The organism is Oceanisphaera sp. IT1-181, assembly GCF_033807535.1.
GTDB lineage: Bacteria > Pseudomonadota > Gammaproteobacteria > Enterobacterales > Aeromonadaceae > Oceanimonas.
Genome location: NZ_CP136856.1, coordinates 1,302,666 through 1,320,639 on the forward strand (window position 1 = coordinate 1,302,666; position 17,974 = coordinate 1,320,639).

Genomic DNA, 17,974 nt, shown 5'->3' on the forward strand with positions numbered 1-17,974 from the left:
CGGGGGTTTTTAGATCTAGCGATCTAACTAATAGCGACAACCGGCACGGAGCTGTGTCTTGCCCCTCACGCCTTACCATTCACCCTTCACTTGGTTTAGCCGCCAACTTACGCTCAAAATCAGCGGTCACTAGCCGTAGCGCTTTCACTGCCAGCTCAGGTGCCACCTGATTTACTTCTAATAGTTCAATCAAGTCTACGGCCAGCGTGACCTCCTCCGGTGCCTCATTCAAGCTCATTGTTCATTCCCATTTTAAATAGCGTGAAGTGTAAGGGGTAAAGAGTGAAGCGGACAAGCTAGTCTTCCCTTCATCCTTCACTGGCTATTAAATTTAGGCAAAAAAAGGCCCAGCTGAGCTGGGCGAAGACTTTAGTACTTAATTACAGTGGCATTACATTGGAGGCAACAATAGGGAAAAGGTTCCCGCCTTCACACTATTAATCTTAACTTTCTCTCAATGAGGCACAAAACGGCTTTTTACTTGACAGTAATGGGTGTTGAAACGTAAATTTTAAACAGATGTTTAATACGAGGTGCCTGTGGCCAAACTTGAGACCAAACAAAAAATTCTGAACACCGCCGAGCTGCTGTTTGCCGAGCTGGGATTTAACGACACTTCGTTGCGCCAAATTACCAGCACGGCAGGGGTAAACTTGGCGTCGGTTAATTATCACTTCGGCTCAAAAAAAGACTTGATCAAAGCCGTGATGAATCGCTACTTGGCGCTGTTTATGCCCAAGGTGGATGCAGAATTAAGTCAGCTGTTAAGTCAGCCGACGTTAACCTTACCGCAAGTGTTTGAGTGTTTTGTAGCACCCTTGTTAAGCTTGAGCAGTGTGAGACGTCAAGGGCCCGAGCTTTTCTTACAGCTGCTAGGCCGCGGTTATATTGATAACCAAGGCTTTTTACGCTGGTTTATCGTTAATCATTATGGCGAAGTATTAGCGCACTTTACCCAAGCTATTCAAAAGGCCGCGCCTCATCTCTCTAAAGCTGAAGTTTTTTGGCGACTGCATTTTACCTTAGGCACAGTGGTATTCACCATGGCCTCGAGTGAGGCGCTGCGCGACATTGCGAAAAATGATTTTAATGAAGAGATAGACGTGGAAGGACTGGTACGCCGATTGATCCCGTATCTGGCCAGTGGTGTGGGCGCCGAAACTCTGGTTTAGTAGATAAATTGCCTAGCAGATAACTTTTTTAGTTGCCAAGTTGCCAAGTTGCCTAGCAGCCAAATTACATAACTGACTGTCTGACCTAATTGAATGTCCACTTGCACAGCTGAGTGGGCAATAAGGAGTGGAACATGAGTTTACGTAAAAAGTGGATCAGTGGCCCGGCCTTTGCCACCTTTAAAAAAATCTTACCGCCGCTGTCAGTGACGGAGCAAGAAGCCATGGAAGCGGGCTCGGTATGGTGGGACGGTCAGTTATTTAGTGGTAAGCCGAATTGGTCTCAGCTATTGGCCTACGGCCCCTCACGCTTAAGTGATGAAGAGCAGCACTTTCTCGATAATGAGGTGGCAACCCTGCTTGGCATGCTCGATGATCATAAAATCGTTAATGAGGATCGTGAGTTACCAGAGCCGGTGTGGGATTACATTAAACACCACGGCTTCTTTTCGCTGATTATCCCTAAAGAATACGGCGGCCGTGATTTTTCCGCCTATGCCAATTCCACCATAGTGGCGCGCATTGCCTCGCGCAGTGTGAGTGCGGCCGTAACTGTGATGGTGCCTAACTCTTTGGGCCCCGGCGAGCTACTGATGCACTACGGTACCCAGGCGCAAAAAGACCGCTGGCTGCCGGGCTTAGCCAAGGGCGAAGAAGTGCCGTGTTTTGCACTAACCGGGCCTGAAGCGGGCTCAGATGCCGGCGCGATCCCTGATTCAGGCGTGGTGTGTAAAGGCGAGTTTGACGGCCAAGAAGTGCTCGGCGTGCGCCTTAATTGGGATAAACGCTACATTACGCTGGCGCCCAGAGCCACGGTATTAGGCTTGGCGTTTAAGCTCTTTGATCCAGACCGCCTACTCAGCGATAACCCAGCGCCCGGCATTACTTGTGCGCTAATCCCCACCAGTCATGGGGGCGTGGAGCTTGGCGACCGCCATTTTCCGATGGGCTTGGCCTTTTTAAATGGCACCACCCACGGGAAAAATGTGTTTATTCCGTTGGATTGGATCATTGGCGGGCCTGAGTTTGCCGGCCGAGGTTGGCGCATGTTGGTGGAGTGTTTATCCGCAGGTCGCGGTATTTCGTTGCCTGCACTGGGCACCGCCAGTGGTCATTTATCGGTACTCAGTACCAGTGCTTATGCCTATGTGCGCAAGCAGTTTGGACTTTCTATTGGCAAGTTCGAAGGGGTACAAGAAGCACTGGGCAGCATTGGCGGGCTAACCTATCAGTTAGAAGCCACGCGTCGTCTCACGGCTAAAGCATTGGATTTAAAAGAAAGCCCGGCCATTATTACCGCTATCTCTAAGTATCATATGACGGAAATGGCGCGCACCGTGCTCGATCACGCCATGGATGTGCACGCGGGAAAAGGCATTCAGATGGGGCCTAAAAACTACTTGGCGCACAACTATATGGGCATTCCGGTGGCCATTACCGTGGAAGGGGCCAATATTTTAACTCGTAATTTGATGATTTTTGGACAAGGGGCCACTCGCTGTCACCCTTATGTGCTGCAAGAATTACAAGCGGCGGCCAATCCTGATGAGCAAGCGGGCTTGGATGAGTTCGACAAGTTATTGTTTAAGCACATTGGTTTTGCTATGGGTAACGTATTCGGTGCGTTGGGGCAGGGCTTAACGGGCGGGCGCTTAAATCGCTCACCGGTAACGGGTGCCACGGCGGTCTATTATCGTCAGCTGTCGCGCATGAGTAAGGCTTTGGCTTTGTGTGCGGATATGTCGATGCTGATCTTGGGCGGAGACCTCAAGCGTAAAGAGATGATCTCGGCGCGCCTTGGGGATGTGTTAAGTCATTTGTACTTGGGCAGCGCCACTTTGAAGTTTTTTGAAGACAATGGCCGCCCCAGTGACGAGCTGCCCTTCGTACATTATGCGCTCAGTCGTAATTTACATTTGATCGGCGAAGCGCTAGACGGCTTCTTTGATAACTTCCCCAATCGTGTGGTGGCTGGCACACTTAAAGCCTTGATTTTCCCGTTTGGTAATCATTATAAAAAGCCCCTGGATAAGTACGCTCAAGCCATTAGCGAGCTGTTAATGACGCCGAACTCCAGTGTTCGCCAGCGCTTAACCTCGCTTTGTTATGTGCCTGATGGTGACACGCCTGGACTCGGTGAAGTAGAAGCGGCATTTTTAGCCATGGTCGGTGTGCAAGATCTTGAGAAAAAACTGCGCGCCGCCCAAAAAGCCGGCACTTTGGCCCGTAAGCTACCGTTTAACGCGTTACTGGCCCAAGCGAAAGAACACAATCTTATCGATGATGCCGATATTGCTCTCTTGCAGCACGCAGACGCACTGCGCCAAGTCGCCATCGCCGTAGACAGCTTTAAGCCGGGGGAGTTGTAAGCTGATTGTGAGGGGTGAAGCGTGAGGAGAAAGGCGTAAGGCGTTAATTTCAGCGAACCGTTTTACGCTGCGCGTTAAAGACTCAGAACGAGATCCTGACGTGCGTCAGGAAGACGGCTTAGAGATAAACGCAGAGCATCAAGCTAAACAAGTCCCGAACGGTCAGGTTCGGGGTTTCATTTTTTGTAGGCGAACACTTGTTCTCGCATTACGCCGAAGGCGTAAATCACGTTGAAAACAGATGAAGCACACGAATAAGTTTTCTAGCACGATCAAAAAAGCCGCTCTATATGGAGCGGCTTTTTACTAACTATTGATTCGCTTAAAGTTTACGCTTACTCAACAGTCAGAATTTTACAGGTATTGGTGCTACCAATCACTTCCATGGTATCGCCATGGGTCAGCAGCACTAAGTCACCGCTGTTCACGTAACCGGCTTTCTTCAAGGTGGCCAGCGCTTCACGGCTCACTTGGGCGTTGTTTAAAGCAACGTCATGCTTGAAGTACACAGGTGTTACGCCGCGGTACATGCTGCTCCACGCCAGTGTCTTGTCTTCGCCAGACATGGAGAAGATTGGCAGGCCAGAACTGATGCGAGACAGCAGTAACGGAGTAGTACCTGAATGAGTTAAGGCAACGATGGCTTTAACGCCTTGCAAGTGGTTAGCCGCATACATGGTAGACATAGCAATGGTTTCTTCAACCGAGGTGAACGTGAAGTTCATGCGGTGATTAGAAACGTTGATGCTTGGGTGCTTCTCAGCGCCTAAACATACTTCAGCCATGGCTTTAACGGTTTCAATTGGGAAGTCACCGGCTGCAGTTTCAGCAGACAGCATTACCGCATCGGTACCATCCAGTACCGCGTTGGCCACGTCCATGACTTCGGCACGCGTTGGCAATGGCGCTGAAATCATAGATTCCATCATCTGAGTTGCAGTAATCACGACGCGGTTTAAGCGACGTGAAGCACGGATCAACTTCTTCTGTACACCAACCAGCTCAGAGTCACCAATTTCCACACCCAAGTCACCACGAGCAACCATGACTACGTCTGATGCTAAGATTACATCTTCCATAGCAGCGTCAGAGGCAACGGCTTCAGCACGCTCAACTTTAGCGACCATTTTAGCGTTACTGCCAGCGGCGCGAGCCAATTCACGGGCAATGCGCATGTCTTCGCCAGTACGTGGGAAAGACACGGCTAAGTAATCTACGCCGATTTTAGCCGCAGTAATGATGTCTTCGCGGTCTTTATCAGTCAGCGCAGGAGCAGATAAACCGCCGCCTTTCTTGTTGATGCCTTTGTTGTTAGACAGCGGGCCAGCAACGGTCACGATCGTAAATACTTTGTTGCCTTCTACGCTGTCAACGCGCAGTTGTACGCGGCCATCGTCCAGCAATAACACGTCGTCAATTTTAACGTCGCGTGGCAGGTCTTTATAATCGATACCAACTTGAGTCTCATCGCCTAAGCCTAAGCCAAGGTCTGCGTCCAAAATAAACTTGTCGCCCAGATTTAAGTGGATTTTTTTATCTTTAAAGGTAGAAACGCGGATCTTAGGGCCTTGCAGGTCACCCAGAATCGCCACGTGCACGCCCAGTCTCTTGGCGATTTCACGTACTTGATTAGCGCGGTTCATATGATCTTCGGCGGTGCCGTGAGAAAAGTTCATACGCACCACGTTGGCGCCGGCTTTAATAATGCCTTCGAGATTATTGTCGCGATCAGTCGCCGGGCCCAGGGTAGTAACTATCTTGGTACGTCTTAACATAAGAGACTCCAGTGTAGAGGTAGATCACATAAAGAAGAGAAGTGGCGGTCGCGTTTAAAACGCGAATAATTTAATACGCCAATATAAAGCGGCTTCGTTATCAATGAGCAACTCAATGCCATGGCGTTAGCCTTGGTTTGAGATAGGTCCTTTGCTTCGCTCACGATTAAATGCAGCATCCTTGGTTTATAAATTGTTATCGATAATAGCGTAAGGGAATTGAAAAGTGTAGACCGCGTCACACAAATGATTGTTTTTGTGCGACTGTTTGATTGAAATTAAGGCTAAGGGTTAAAAGTTGGCTATTTTGTAGCCTTTTTGTAACCTTTTAAGCGCGGCTAGCTGAACGCGCGTCCACAACCCCCATAAAAATCAGACTCAGTACAGCAATAACCCACAACAAGATCAACTTTGGCAGGATAGTCGGTGTGCGTTTGTTTAATTATTAGTCCAGCTTTAGCTGCATTGTGGTGACAGTTACGGAGAAAGTTACGGTGATAATTACGGTCGCAGTTGAGGTTAGCTAGGGGGTTAATGAGGCTCAGGCTGACGCGTTTTCTGCAGGCGGTGTGATAAAACCGCTGAATAAGATTAAGGGGAGGCTGTTTAACAGGCATAAAAAAACCCCGGCAAGCCGGGGTTTTTTACTCTGAAAATTTACTTGGCGAAGTTTTCTGCCGCAAATTCCCAGTTAACCAGAGACCAGAAGGCCTTTACATAGTCAGGACGCACGTTGCGATAGTCGATGTAGTAGGCATGTTCCCACACATCACAGGTCAGCAACGGAGTCGCGTCGCCAGTCAGCGGGCAACCGGCGTTAGAAGTGTTAGCGATAGCCACGGTACCGTCGGCATTCTTCACTAACCACGTCCAGCCTGAACCGAAGTTAGTCACGCAAGACTTGGTGAACTCTTCTTTGAAGGCATCAAATGAACCGAACGCGGCTTTGATGGCGTCAGCCAACGCACCGGTAGGCTCGCCGCCACCGTTTGGCGCCAAGCAATGCCAATAGAAGGTGTGGTTCCAGATTTGTGCTGCGTTGTTGAAGATACCGCCAGCAGAAGTTTTGATGATTTCTTCCAGAGACTTGCCTTCAAACTCAGTACCCGGTACCAAGTTGTTCAGGTTAACAACGTAAGAGTTGTGGTGCTTACCGTAGTGATACTCCAGAGTTTCCTCAGAAATATGTGGCAGCAGGGCGTTTTTTGCGTACGGCAGGGCGGGAAGTTCAAATGCCATTATTATATTCTCCATTTTTTGATGGTGCCAACCTTCAGGTTGGTCTCGACATTGCTACTTGCTTTTATCCGGCGGGCACGACCAACAACAAGAATAGCCGTACACCGCTAATTTGCTACAGCCATTGTAGCAGCTAGCTAGACGGCTAAACAACTATACCTTTTGTAAGGGTAAGGTATTGTCGCTACAGGAGTATTTTTTACTCAGCAATCTAGGTCTAACGGCCAGTGAGTTGTGAGGGATGGGTCGATTTTATGCGTGCGCACTTGTGACCGGTGAGGGATAACGTAGAATAGGCAGTTGAATTGTCATCTTGATGACTTGCCGTTTTTAATAGGTTGCTAACAAGTAGCCGTCTGCTGAGGTGTGCATGGAAACAATTGAGAAAATCAAAACCCAAATCAGTGAGAACCCAATTCTGCTTTATATGAAAGGATCGCCTAAGTTCCCCAGCTGTGGTTTCTCCGCTCAAGCGTCACAAGCGCTGATGAATTGTGGCGAACCTTTTGCGTTTGTGGATATTTTGCAAAATCCAGAAATCCGTGCCGAATTGCCTAAGTACGCCGATTGGCCGACCTTCCCACAGTTGTGGGTTGACGGTGAGCTGGTAGGCGGTTGCGACATCATCATGGAAATGTTTCAACAGGGCGAACTTAAGTCCCTGATCGCCGAAACTGCCGCTAAATACCCGAAAGAAGAAGCAGATAAAAAATAGCGGTAAGCCTTACGTCGTACGCGATACGTTAAGACAAACACCGTCTTTTTACGGATAGCGTACGGCGTATAGCTGCCGTTATAGACACTTTGCAGGCTTAGGCAAGCCGGCCAATTTGGTGGCTTGCTTGGCGGGGCCTTTAGGAAATAAGCGAAACAAATAACGGCTGTTACCTTTATCTGCCCCTAGCTCGTTGGCCATGGCTTTTACCAGCGCACGCATGGCGGGTGAGGTGTTGTACTTAAGATAAAAATCCCGCACAAACTGCACCACTTCCCAGTGCTCACTACTTAAAGTTATGCCTTCTTGCTCGGCTAATAACGGCACCATTTCGGGTTGCCACTCTTGATGCTGCTTAAGGTAGCCTTGGGCGTCGGTTTCTATGGTGCGACCTGCAAATTCAAACATCTTCTTTCCTTCAAACCCGCTTATGTCCGGCGTAATATCAGCTCGGCGTTATATTCGCACCATATTACCTAACTCTGACATCGGGCGCAGCTGTGTCGGAATGCGTGTGCGGAAAATTCTCTGCCAGCTGATACAAGTCGTCAACCAATAGGCCAATGTGGGTGATCAACTGTTGGCTGACGCATTGCCATTCTTGTTGTGCGGTTGCTGGCGTGTCTGCACAGACGGCTGCCGTGCTGGATGCAGCCAAGGGCAGTTCGGTGCACTTGGCACTTTCGCCACTTAAGTGCTGCGGTAAGGGTAGAGGGACATTACAGCGCAATGCGCGGGCTGAGGCGTGTAATTGTTGCACCAAGTAGTGTATTTGTTGTTCTTGGTCGGCTAATAACTGTACGTTTTGACTGCGGTTTGCACCCAAGGCCGATAAATACGACAACAGCGCATGGTTGCGATAGGCAATATCAAAGCACACATTTAGCCAGTATTTAGCCACCGGTTCGACGCGAATATGCTGCCATGCTAACGCCAGTTGATTGTCGGCAAGGTGCGCGTGTTTGCGGGGTAATCGATAGTCGAGGTGGTCAACGCGGCCCTCCGTAAACTGCTTGGCAATGGCGGCCAAATAGTCGGCATTAGCGTCCATGGCCTCGGCCATGAGGCGGGGCAAATGGCGTTGCTGCCAGTCTGGCCAAATACACCACACCGCCACAAAGGCCAGCGCACAGCCCAGTAGTGTGTCAAATAACCTCGGCTGCCAAACAAGCTGACTTGCACCGCCTTGTAAGTTAAACGCTAATAATACAAACAGGGTAACAAAGCCCACCGCCCAGCTGTAATGCACCTTGGTTTGGGTGAAAAATACGAAGGCACACAGTAATAAAATAACGACTTGTGCGCCAACACTGGGAAACACGGCCAATAACGGCACCGCCACCAGTATGCCGCCTAGGGTGCCTAAGGTGCGCTGCACCAGCCGTTGGCGGGTGGCACTAAAGCTGGGCTGGCAGACAAACAGTATGGTTAATAATATCCAATAACCGCGCGTTAGCTCAAAATAACTGATCACCCCATAGCCGAGGGCAAAACAGGCGCACAAGCGAATGCAGTGGCGAAATAATAATGCGTCTGGGTGCAATAGCGCCTTGAGCTTGGGCCAGAATGCTTGGCGTGGCACTTGTGCCAATTCTACCGGGGCATCGCTAAGCGCCGGCTCTGGCAGTGTGAGGGCTTCGCCGCGCAGCAAGGCTTGATGCAGATGGCCGATATTGCGCCCTAAATAGCGCATTGAGCTGACTAATGAGGGGGAATAATGCTGCTGAAGATGACGGTAATCGATTTGATTTTGTAAGGCGCTTAGCTCCCAGCTGATGCGCTTACTGTGCTGATAACGGGAATGACTCAAAATAGCGTAGCCCAAGGTGGCACAAGACTGGCCAAGCTCAGTTAATAGCACTTGATAGCCTTGTAATACGGGGTCTTGATGTAAGTCGTGATTTAATTGCTGATAAGAATAATGACTGGAAGCGGCGCGCTCGTGCATATCTTGTACTAACAAATACAAGGCTAATAAGCGATTGAGCTCAAGATCTGTGTTGGTGCCTTTAAGCCGGCGATTAAGCATGCGCTTGGTGTGCTCCAGCGCGCTGACTAAACTGATGTTTACTTGCGCTAACTGATGGCGTAATGCTTGATGCTGCTCTTCTGGGCTATCGAAGAAGCGGGCTTTTTCGACTAAATAACGCGATAAAGCAAAGTAGCACTGAGCCAATTGCTCATGCACTTGCTTGTAAGGCCAAAATACCAAGATTAACCAAGACAATAAGCCGTACCAAGCCGCGCCCAGCGTTAATAACAGCGGTTGATACCAAAATGAGGGGCTATCTGCATGACCTTGCATGGCATACAAAGACACCAGCAAAATGCCAAAGCCTAAGGTGCCTTTGGTATTGCCCCACGCGGCCATTAGCATCAACACCAAGGTACCTAATACTAACAGCGGGCCAAATGCCCAAGGGTAGGGGATCAGCAGTGTGACCAAGGTGATGGCGATAAAAAAGCAACACAAGCTGACTAATAGATGCCGCAGTCGGCCTTTAGGATTTTGATCCACCTCACTTAACGCGCCGGCCATCACTCCCAGCACCAACGTCACTGCCGCTGACGTGTGATCTACGCTTAAGCCGACCAGCAAGATACTGGCCATGGCCAACAACACTTTCAGGGCCAAAAAGACGTGGCTGTTAGTGACGAATGATTTAAGTCCGCGTATTAAGGCAGATCGGGAGGGAACGCTAGGCATCTTTTGGTGCAACCCTTATGGTCAAACGTGGTGTGGTAAATGCTCTTAGAGCTAACAAAAAATAGCAGTCGCCTTTGATAATACGTTACTTATCAATCATAAACAGTGATGTGCCTTACGCGTTATACTAATCTGGAAAACTAACTGATCAGATTTCTATGTCTTCTGTAGGGTCGATTTCAATCGACCAAAAACCATAGCACGGCCTAAAGAGGTCGAATACTCTTGCAACGATAGCGACCCCACGTCTGTGGTAGGTTGGTATTTACATTTTTTGTGCTTTTTACTCAGGTAAATATTAGCTATTAAAAGCTGACCTTTGCGCCTCTAGCGCTCAATTTCAAAACTGATCACATACTTACTTAGATTGGTATTACGCCATAAATGGAAGATGTAAACCTTAATCAGGACGGGACAAAGCCATAAAAAAAGCCCCTTGCGGGGCTTTGTCGTTAGCTTACTCTTCGCCGGGTGGCGGCTTAGTCACGGCTGAGACCGATCAGGCTCAGCAAGCTTAAGAAGATATTAAAGATAGAGACATACAAGGTCACGGCGGCCGAGATGTAGTTGCGCTCACCGCCATGAATTATGGCGCTGGTCTGCATCAAGATGGCACCGGATGAGAACAAAATAAACAGTGCACTCAAGGCTTGGCTTAAGGCGGGCAGCTGGAAGAAAATATTAGCCACTATCCCTACCAGCAACACCACAAAACCCGCCATCATCATGCCGCCTAAGAAAGACATGTCTTTCTTAGTGGTTAATACATAAGCGGACAAAGATAAGAAGGTAAGCGCGGTGCCGCCTAAGGCCAACATCACGGTTTCGGTACCACTGCTACTACTGAGGTAGTGATTAATGATGGGACCTATGGTGTAACCCGTAAAAGCGGTAAAGGCGAAAATAAACAATAAGCCTAAGCTGCTATCACGATTTTTTTCGGTTAAGTACATCAGGCCATAAAAGCCGACCAAGGTAATAATCAGTCCTGGGCGGGGCAGGCCGAACATGGCACTGATACCGGCCGCTAAAGAGGCCACTACTAGCGTCATGCCGAGCAGCATATAAGTGTTACGTAGTACCTTATTAGTGGCCAACTCACTTGTTTGAGTGTGGGGTATCGAATTTTGGTAGCGCATAAAAGCTCCTTAAGCTCTAACTGACTTATCGGTATGGTTAGCAGTGTAGACCTAATCTACGGCTGTTAAACAAAACCCATAATTATAAAAAAACATGAAAAAAGATATGTAATAAAACCATGAAAGTATATTACTCTATTTGGACATAAGACGAGCGGCTTGTCGAGCCTTCTATATGAACGTTTGATACTGCATTGGCTGCGTACGCAGCAATTTGCGTGCTTTATGCGCACTTACTAATAAATTGTGATTTAGTGGTTTACAAGCGCCGTCTGCTTTGAGTAATATGCACGGCGTCGGAGGGGTGGCAGAGTGGTTGAATGCACCGGTCTTGAAAACCGGCATGGGTTTATAGCCCATCCAGGGTTCAAATCCCTGCTCCTCCGCCATACAACTTAAAAGCCCGCTGCGTTAACACGCAGCGGGCTTTTTGCATTAATAGGTTTTTGAATTTTCTAATTTCAATCGACCCTTTTAGAGACTTAAGCATGGATATACTGCTCAGCACACCGGATTATGTGGTGATCAATAAACCCGCCGGCATTGGCATGCACCAAGAAGCGGATGAGCCCGGTATAGTGCGCTTGCTGAGCGAACAATTGGGTGAGGCTGTGTATCCCGTGCATCGCCTAGATAAAGTCACCACTGGCGTGTTATTGCTGGCGCGCCAACCCCAAGCCAATCGAGAGCTCAGCTTGCAGTTTGCCGAGCGTAAGGTTGGCAAGTGTTACTTGGCGCTCTCGGCGAGTAAGCCCAGTAAAAAGCAGGGCCTGATCAAAGGCGACATGGAAAAAGCCCGCGGTGGCAGCTGGAAGCTCAGCCGTAGCCTGCTTAATCCGGCCATTACTCGTTTTAATAGCTGTTTATTAGGCGATGCTTTGTTGGGTGATCGTTTATTGGCCACTCCCTTGCGCGGTTTCTTACTGCAACCCCTCACCGGTAAGACTCATCAATTGCGCGTGGCACTTAAAAGCCAAGCCAGTCCGATATTAGGCGATGCCCGCTATGGTGGCATGGCCTCTGACCGTGTTTATTTGCATGCTTGGCAGCTACGTTTTAGTTATCAAGGTGAGCAAATCTGCGTACGTGCCCCTTTAAACGTTGGCGAGCATTTTTTGCGCCACGCAGATCAATTAACCCAATGGGCAGAAAGTATGCTCGATACTCCCCGCCCTAGCAGCACTCCCAGCCCTACGATTGCCGCCTAATACTGCTCGCCATCTTTAAGCTAATAGAAACGGCTCAGTCTATGTTTGTTGATGGGCTTACTTATATAGTTATGCGAGGAGAGTAGGGCATGCAGTACTGGATAATGGGTGCGGGTGGTATTGGATGTGCGCTAACCGAAGCGCTTGCAGCGCGGGGCGATGATGTGCTGCTGCTTAGCCGCACGCGGCCCAAGTTGTCGGATTTGGCTTGGCCACAAACGAAGTGGCACGCGGTAGATAATACTAACGCCAGCGCCTTGGCGGAGATCTGCAATCAATATCCTTTGCCCGATACGGTGATCAATACGTTAGGCATGCTGCAGCAAGCAGACCAAACGCCGGAAAAACGCCTCGAGCAAGTGACTGAAACCGCATTCAATAACAGCCTACACATTAATACTTGGCCTACGCTGGCCATGGCGCAATACCTTTCCACGCGTTTAACCCGTACCCATGCGCTGCACTTTGCTGCCTTATCAGCACGGGTGGGCAGTATCAGTGATAATCGTGCCGGCGGATGGTATAGCTATCGCATCAGTAAGGCGGCGCTGAACATGGCCATTAAAACCATCAGCATCGAGTGGCAACGCCGTTTCCCTCACGCTTATATAGTGGGATTGCATCCGGGTACGGTCGCCACCGAGTTATCCGCTCCGTTCAGAGCAGGCTTGAGCGAGGGGCAATTGCACACACCTTTGCAGGCGGCGGCACATTTACTGCAGGTGTTAGATGGCTTAACGGCTGAACAGTCGGGGCGAATATGGGCGTGGGATGGCCAAGAAGTGCTGCCTTAAACAGTACGTCATGGCGAATAAAGATTAAAGAATTTTTGCCACGGAAGAACACGGAACGCACGGAAAAATAGAGATAAGAGCGAAAAAGTTTTGATCGGTGAGTGTAAGGCAATATCGACCTCAGTCGTGATCCTGGCTAAAACCTAATCGGCACGGTTTGATACCGGCCTTAAATTTTTCGACTCAGGCCACCAAATAACGGGGTGGGCTATAACTCTAATATATGTCCAAGGCCGAGTTAACGATACCTTATTACCCACAAAGCTCAGCTATGTTTCAGTAAATTCAGCATCAATGAATTCAATAGGTTACAGAGAGGTGCCGCATCTTCGGCAAGAATATGAGGCTCAGTTTGGTATTTTGACCTTGTAGGGGCCCGTCTCTTCGGCGAAGAGGACTTCGGCCCGGTCTGGTGTTTTGGTTTAAATCTAAACCTCAGTAACAGCCAGCAGAGCTGGCCTGCCGAAGTCCTCTTTATTAAAGAGACGGGGCAGCTACGAAGAACAAACCGAAACAGGGTGCATTATGGCTGAGGTTCATACGTAATCAGGTAACGATATAACTTTCAAAAAAGGCGCAACACCCAAAACTGTGGGTGTTGCGCCTTTTTTAACTTAAGGTCGTTAGTGCCTAATGACTAACTTAATCAGGCTTAACGCTTAACGGCGAACCATTAGTCTTTAAACATATGACCCAGCTTGCCGGCCTTAGTATCTAAATAGTGCTCATTGAAGGGGTTGCGACCTTCTTCTAATGGCACGCGCTCGGTAACCTCAATGCCAAAGCTTTCCAGCGCGGTGACTTTGCGCGGATTATTGGTCATTAATTGCATCTGTTTAACACCTAAATCGTGCAGCATGTCGGCACAAATGGTGTAGTCACGCATGTCCGCGTCAAAGCCAAGCTCAACGTTGGCTTCTACGGTGTCTTTACCTTGGTCTTGCAGATTATAGGCGCTGATTTTATTGAGTAAACCAATACCGCGGCCTTCTTGGCGTACATATAGCAGTACACCACGGCCTTCTTTAGCAATGCGCTCCATGGCAGCTTGCAGCTGAAAGCCACAGTCGCAACGCAGGCTAAACAGCGCATCACCGGTTAAGCATTCTGAATGAATGCGACCCAATACCGGCAGGTTGTCGTCTAGGGTCCCCATAACGAGGGCGGCATGATCTTTACCTGTGCCTTTTTCTTCAAAACCGATCAGGGTAAAGGTGCCCCAGCGGGTCGGCAGCTTTGAGTTTGCCATCCGGGTAACACTGCTCATGGCGTTCCTCTTTAGTTATTAAGATGAAGTTAGTTATCAAGTAACAAAAAAATGGCGTTCATTGTAAAGCGGAAGTGCAGACAGGTATAGGCGCAATGTAGGGCAAGTGCTTGAGCGTATAGATTTTGTGCGGTAAAAAATGGTAATTGCTGCATTTTAACTATCGATTTAGGTATACTGCCGCCCATATAGCACCAGATTAAACGCGTGCTCAAGCCGATGATTTACTGGAGAAAGCCATGACAGAACAAGCACCCGTCATTACCGTGGATGGCCCCGGAGGGGCGGGTAAAGGCACGCTTTGCCAATTGCTGGCTGAAAAAATGCAATGGCAACTGCTCGACTCGGGCGCCATTTATCGGGTGTTGGCATTGGCTGCCCTGCACCATAATGTGGCGCTTGAGGATGAAGCGGGATTAGTACCGCTTGCGGCCTACTTAGATGTGCAATTTCCGGTGTTAGATGGTCATGTAAAAACGATTTTAGAAGGCGAGGACGTGTCTCATGCGATCCGCACCGAACAAATGGGCAGCGCGGCCAGCAAAGTAGCGGCTTTTCCTCGCGTACGTGAGGCTTTACTGCGCCGTCAGCGTGCTTTTCGGGTGGCGCCTGGCTTGATTGCCGATGGCCGAGACATGGGCACTGTGGTTTTTCCTGATGCACAGGTGAAAATTTTTCTTGATGCCAGCGCCGAAGAAAGGGCCCAACGCCGTCTTCTACAGTTGCAAGATAAGGGCTTTGATGTTAGTTTTGACCGTCTTTTAAGCGAAATTCAAGCGCGTGACGATCGAGACCGTAATCGGGCCACTGCGCCTTTGAAAGCGGCAGATGATGCCTTAGTGATTGATTCAACAAATTTATCTATCACGCAAGTGCTGGATAAAGTGCTGAGTCATACTAAAGTTAATATCGTAGGTCTTCAGGTAACGGATTAAACCGTATCGGTTTACTCGCTTAAAATAGATTTGAAAACAATACGTTAAGTCAAGATGGTCTTGACTCTGCCCGTGCCAAGGATGGAACGGGTCTATGCTAATCACCCCTAAGGTGCGGGATTGCCCTTTGGATGTTCAACCTAAAAAGTGTATTCATTAAATATGATTGAATCTTTTGCTCAACTCTTTGAAGAGTCTCTGAAAGAATTGGAAACCCGTCCGGGTTCCATTGTTAAAGGTACTGTAATTGCTATCGAGAACGGTATCGTTCTGGTAGATGCAGGCCTGAAGTCTGAATCCGCTATCCCTGTAGATCAGTTCAAAAACGCTCAGGGCGAGTTGGAAGTCAGCGTTGGTGACGTCGTAGACGTAGCACTGGACGCGGTAGAAGACGGTTTCGGTGAGACTCTGCTTTCCCGCGAAAAGGCAAAACGCCACGAATCTTGGATCCAATTGGAAAAAGCCTACGAAGATCAGGAAACCGTTATCGGTGTGATCAACGGCAAGGTAAAAGGTGGTTTCACCGTAGAAGTGAACACTATCCGTGCTTTCCTGCCAGGTTCATTGGTTGACGTACGTCCAGTACGCGATACCTTGCATTTGGAAGGTAAAGAGCTTGAGTTCAAAGTCATCAAGTTGGATCAAAAGCGCAACAACGTAGTTGTTTCTCGTCGTGCTGTTATCGAAACTGAAAACAGTGTTGAACGTGAGCAGTTGCTTGAGAACCTGCAAGAAGGTCAAGAAGTTAAGGGTATCGTTAAGAACCTGACCGATTACGGTGCTTTCGTTGACTTGGGTGGCGTAGATGGTCTGCTGCACATCACTGATATGGCTTGGAAGCGCGTTAAGCACCCAAGCGAGATCGTGAACGTGGGTGACGAAATCAACGTTAAAGTATTGAAGTTCGACCGTGAGCGCACTCGTGTGTCTCTGGGCCTGAAGCAGTTAGGTGCCGATCCTTGGGTTGATATCGCTAACCGTTACCCAGAAAGCACTCGTCTGTCTGGCCGTGTAACTAACCTGACTGACTACGGCTGCTTCGTGGAAATCGAAGAAGGCGTTGAAGGCCTGGTACACGTGTCTGAAATGGACTGGACCAACAAGAACATCCACCCATCTAAAGTGGTTTCTGTTGGCGACAGCGTAGACGTGATGGTGTTGGATATCGACGAAGAACGTCGTCGTATCTCTCTGGGTCTGAAGCAGTGCAAATCTAACCCATGGCAGCTGTTTGCGGAAACCCACAACAAGGGTGACCGTGTTTCCGGTAAGATCAAGTCAATCACTGACTTCGGTATCTTCATCGGTCTGGACGGCGGCATCGACGGTCTGGTTCACTTGTCAGACATCTCTTGGAGCGCCGGCGAAGAAGCCGTTCGTGAATTCAAGAAAGGCGACGAAATTGACGCCGTGGTTCTGCAAGTTGATCCAGAGCGCGAGCGCATCAGCCTGGGCGTGAAGCAAATCGACGAAGACCCATTTAACAAGTACTTAGCTGATGTTAAGAAAGGTGCTATCGTTAAGGGTACTATCACCGCCGTTGATGCTAAAGGCGCAGTAGTAGAGATGGAAGAAGGCGTGGAAGGTTATGTCCGCGTTGCTGATATCTCTCGCGACCGTATCGAAGACGCATCTACTGTATTAACAGTGGGTGAAGAAATCGAAGCACGCTTTATGGGTGTGGATCGCAAGAACCGTACTTTAAGCTTGTCTATCCGTGCGAAAGACGAAGCTGAAGATAAAGTCGTTCTGGATAACATTAACCAACAACAGCCAGAAGATGTTGGTTTAAGTGCAATGGCTGAAGCCTTCAAGGCAGCCAAAGGCGAATAAGCCTATCCGAATGTAAAAGGGGGCCTTCGCGGCCCCTTTTTGTTGTGTGCTGATCAGGAGAACAGAGAATGACTAAATCCGATCTTATTGAAAGACTGTCTGAGCAATACAGCCATCTTGCTGCTAAAGACGTAGAAAGCGCCATTAAAGAAATTCTTGAACAAATGTCTGCCAGCCTTGAGGGCGGGGATCGCATTGAAATCCGTGGCTTTGGTAGTTTTTCATTACATTACCGAGCACCGCGCCAAGGCCGTAATCCTAAAACCGGCGAAAAGGTGGAGTTAACCGGTAAACATGTGCCGCATTTCAAACCCGGTAAAGAATTACGCGAGCGTGTTAACCCTAGCTAATCGTTGTTTGTTATTTTGGTCGGACGATTGAGTCTGACGGCTTAGCCTATATCAGGCAAGCTTGCTCATTTAACGGTTAAGACAGAGCGCTGTATCACTTTTACAGTAACTCGACTGGCAGGCATACGGTTTTTCCGTGATAATGCGGGTACTAAAATCATAAAGTTGAGAGGGTTACGTGAAGATAATTATTGGCCTCATTATTTTAGCCATATTGTTTGCCGTGGGCATTACACTCGGTACCCAAAACGATCAGCTGGTTCAGGTTAACTACCTGCTAGCACAAGGCGAATATCGTCTTTCTTCATTATTGGCAGTTATTTTTGTTGCGGGCTTTGTTATTGGCTGGCTGGTATTTAGTTTGGTGTTACTGCGCCTTAAGATGAACAACAAAGGTTTGCATAAAAAAGTTGAGCGCCAACAAAGAGAGTTAGCGGAGCTTAGGGCCTTGCCCATTAAGGATTAACAAGC

The 17,974-nt window shown here is 48.8% G+C and carries 16 protein-coding genes and 1 tRNA gene; 10 read left to right on the forward strand and 7 right to left on the reverse strand.

What is annotated here, in order from left to right; genetic code table 11:
- Positions 1 to 79: 79 nt before the first annotated feature.
- Entirely contained in the window at positions 80 to 238 is a 159-nt protein-coding gene (locus R0134_RS06000; protein WP_319783910.1) for a DUF2496 domain-containing protein, read from the reverse strand.
- A gap of 301 nt (positions 239 to 539) precedes the next feature.
- On the opposite strand from R0134_RS06000, the gene R0134_RS06005 reads away from it, so the two are divergent.
- Positions 540 to 1,172 carry a TetR/AcrR family transcriptional regulator gene (locus tag R0134_RS06005; protein WP_319783911.1) on the forward strand — a complete coding sequence of 211 codons (633 nt, stop codon included), beginning with the start codon at positions 540 to 542 and terminating at the stop codon, positions 1,170 to 1,172.
- A 134-nt stretch (positions 1,173 to 1,306) separates the two neighbouring features.
- The gene (locus tag R0134_RS06010; protein ID WP_319783912.1) at positions 1,307 to 3,541 is read left to right on the forward strand and encodes an acyl-CoA dehydrogenase; all 2,235 of its coding nucleotides are present in this window, start codon (positions 1,307 to 1,309) and stop codon (positions 3,539 to 3,541) included.
- 335 nt (positions 3,542 to 3,876) lie between these two features.
- Here R0134_RS06010 and pyk read toward each other — a convergent pair whose 3' ends face one another.
- Positions 3,877 to 5,316, reverse strand: a complete 1,440-nt coding sequence (gene pyk, locus R0134_RS06015; protein WP_319783914.1) for a pyruvate kinase — start codon at positions 5,314 to 5,316, stop codon at positions 3,877 to 3,879.
- A gap of 657 nt (positions 5,317 to 5,973) precedes the next feature.
- On the reverse strand, positions 5,974 to 6,555 hold the full coding sequence (sodB, locus tag R0134_RS06020; protein WP_087034524.1) for a superoxide dismutase [Fe]: 582 nt from the start codon (positions 6,553 to 6,555) through the stop codon (positions 5,974 to 5,976).
- A gap of 370 nt (positions 6,556 to 6,925) precedes the next feature.
- Here sodB and R0134_RS06025 point away from each other — a divergent pair, with 370 nt between their 5' ends.
- Positions 6,926 to 7,270 (forward strand): Grx4 family monothiol glutaredoxin, encoded by a 345-nt coding sequence (locus R0134_RS06025; protein WP_319783915.1) that lies wholly within the window; start codon positions 6,926 to 6,928, stop codon positions 7,268 to 7,270.
- Positions 7,271 to 7,348: 78 nt separating this feature from the next.
- Here the strand turns inward: R0134_RS06025 and R0134_RS06030 are convergent, their stop codons facing one another.
- The 3 genes from R0134_RS06030 to R0134_RS06040 form a co-directional block, all read right to left on the reverse strand.
- Positions 7,349 to 7,678, reverse strand: coding sequence for a TusE/DsrC/DsvC family sulfur relay protein (locus tag R0134_RS06030; protein ID WP_087034522.1), 330 nt, complete (start codon positions 7,676 to 7,678; stop codon positions 7,349 to 7,351).
- Positions 7,679 to 7,742: 64 nt separating this feature from the next.
- Complete coding sequence (yccS, locus tag R0134_RS06035) at positions 7,743 to 9,977, reverse strand: YccS family putative transporter (protein ID WP_319783916.1); 2,235 nt, start codon at positions 9,975 to 9,977, stop codon at positions 7,743 to 7,745.
- A 479-nt stretch (positions 9,978 to 10,456) separates the two neighbouring features.
- Positions 10,457 to 11,116, reverse strand: coding sequence for a Bax inhibitor-1/YccA family protein (locus R0134_RS06040; protein ID WP_319783917.1), 660 nt, complete (start codon positions 11,114 to 11,116; stop codon positions 10,457 to 10,459).
- Between the two features lie 298 nt (positions 11,117 to 11,414).
- Between R0134_RS06040 and R0134_RS06045 the strand changes: the two genes are divergently transcribed.
- The 3 genes from R0134_RS06045 (at position 11,415) to R0134_RS06055 (ending at position 13,118) form a co-directional block, all read left to right on the forward strand.
- Positions 11,415 to 11,505: transfer RNA gene (locus R0134_RS06045), tRNA-Ser, on the forward strand.
- 99 nt (positions 11,506 to 11,604) lie between these two features.
- Positions 11,605 to 12,324 (forward strand): TIGR01621 family pseudouridine synthase, encoded by a 720-nt coding sequence (locus R0134_RS06050; RefSeq protein ID WP_319783918.1) that lies wholly within the window; start codon positions 11,605 to 11,607, stop codon positions 12,322 to 12,324.
- A gap of 89 nt (positions 12,325 to 12,413) precedes the next feature.
- Positions 12,414 to 13,118, forward strand: coding sequence for an SDR family NAD(P)-dependent oxidoreductase (locus tag R0134_RS06055; RefSeq protein ID WP_319783919.1), 705 nt, complete (start codon positions 12,414 to 12,416; stop codon positions 13,116 to 13,118).
- 673 nt (positions 13,119 to 13,791) lie between these two features.
- On the opposite strand, the gene ribA is transcribed toward R0134_RS06055, so the two are convergent.
- A complete protein-coding gene (gene ribA, locus R0134_RS06060; protein ID WP_087034517.1) occupies positions 13,792 to 14,385 on the reverse strand; it encodes a GTP cyclohydrolase II in 594 nt (197 codons plus the stop codon).
- A 239-nt stretch (positions 14,386 to 14,624) separates the two neighbouring features.
- On the opposite strand from ribA, the gene cmk reads away from it, so the two are divergent.
- From cmk to R0134_RS06080, 4 genes are all read left to right on the forward strand, one after another.
- A complete protein-coding gene (cmk, locus tag R0134_RS06065; RefSeq protein WP_319783920.1) occupies positions 14,625 to 15,320 on the forward strand; it encodes a (d)CMP kinase in 696 nt (231 codons plus the stop codon).
- 162 nt (positions 15,321 to 15,482) lie between these two features.
- Positions 15,483 to 17,153, forward strand: coding sequence for a 30S ribosomal protein S1 (gene rpsA, locus R0134_RS06070; RefSeq protein WP_087034516.1), 1,671 nt, complete (start codon positions 15,483 to 15,485; stop codon positions 17,151 to 17,153).
- Between the two features lie 68 nt (positions 17,154 to 17,221).
- The gene (ihfB, locus tag R0134_RS06075) at positions 17,222 to 17,503 is read left to right on the forward strand and encodes an integration host factor subunit beta (protein WP_087034515.1); all 282 of its coding nucleotides are present in this window, start codon (positions 17,222 to 17,224) and stop codon (positions 17,501 to 17,503) included.
- Positions 17,504 to 17,681: 178 nt separating this feature from the next.
- The gene (locus R0134_RS06080; RefSeq protein ID WP_087034514.1) at positions 17,682 to 17,969 is read left to right on the forward strand and encodes a LapA family protein; all 288 of its coding nucleotides are present in this window, start codon (positions 17,682 to 17,684) and stop codon (positions 17,967 to 17,969) included.
- The last annotated feature ends 5 nt before the right edge of the window (positions 17,970 to 17,974 follow it).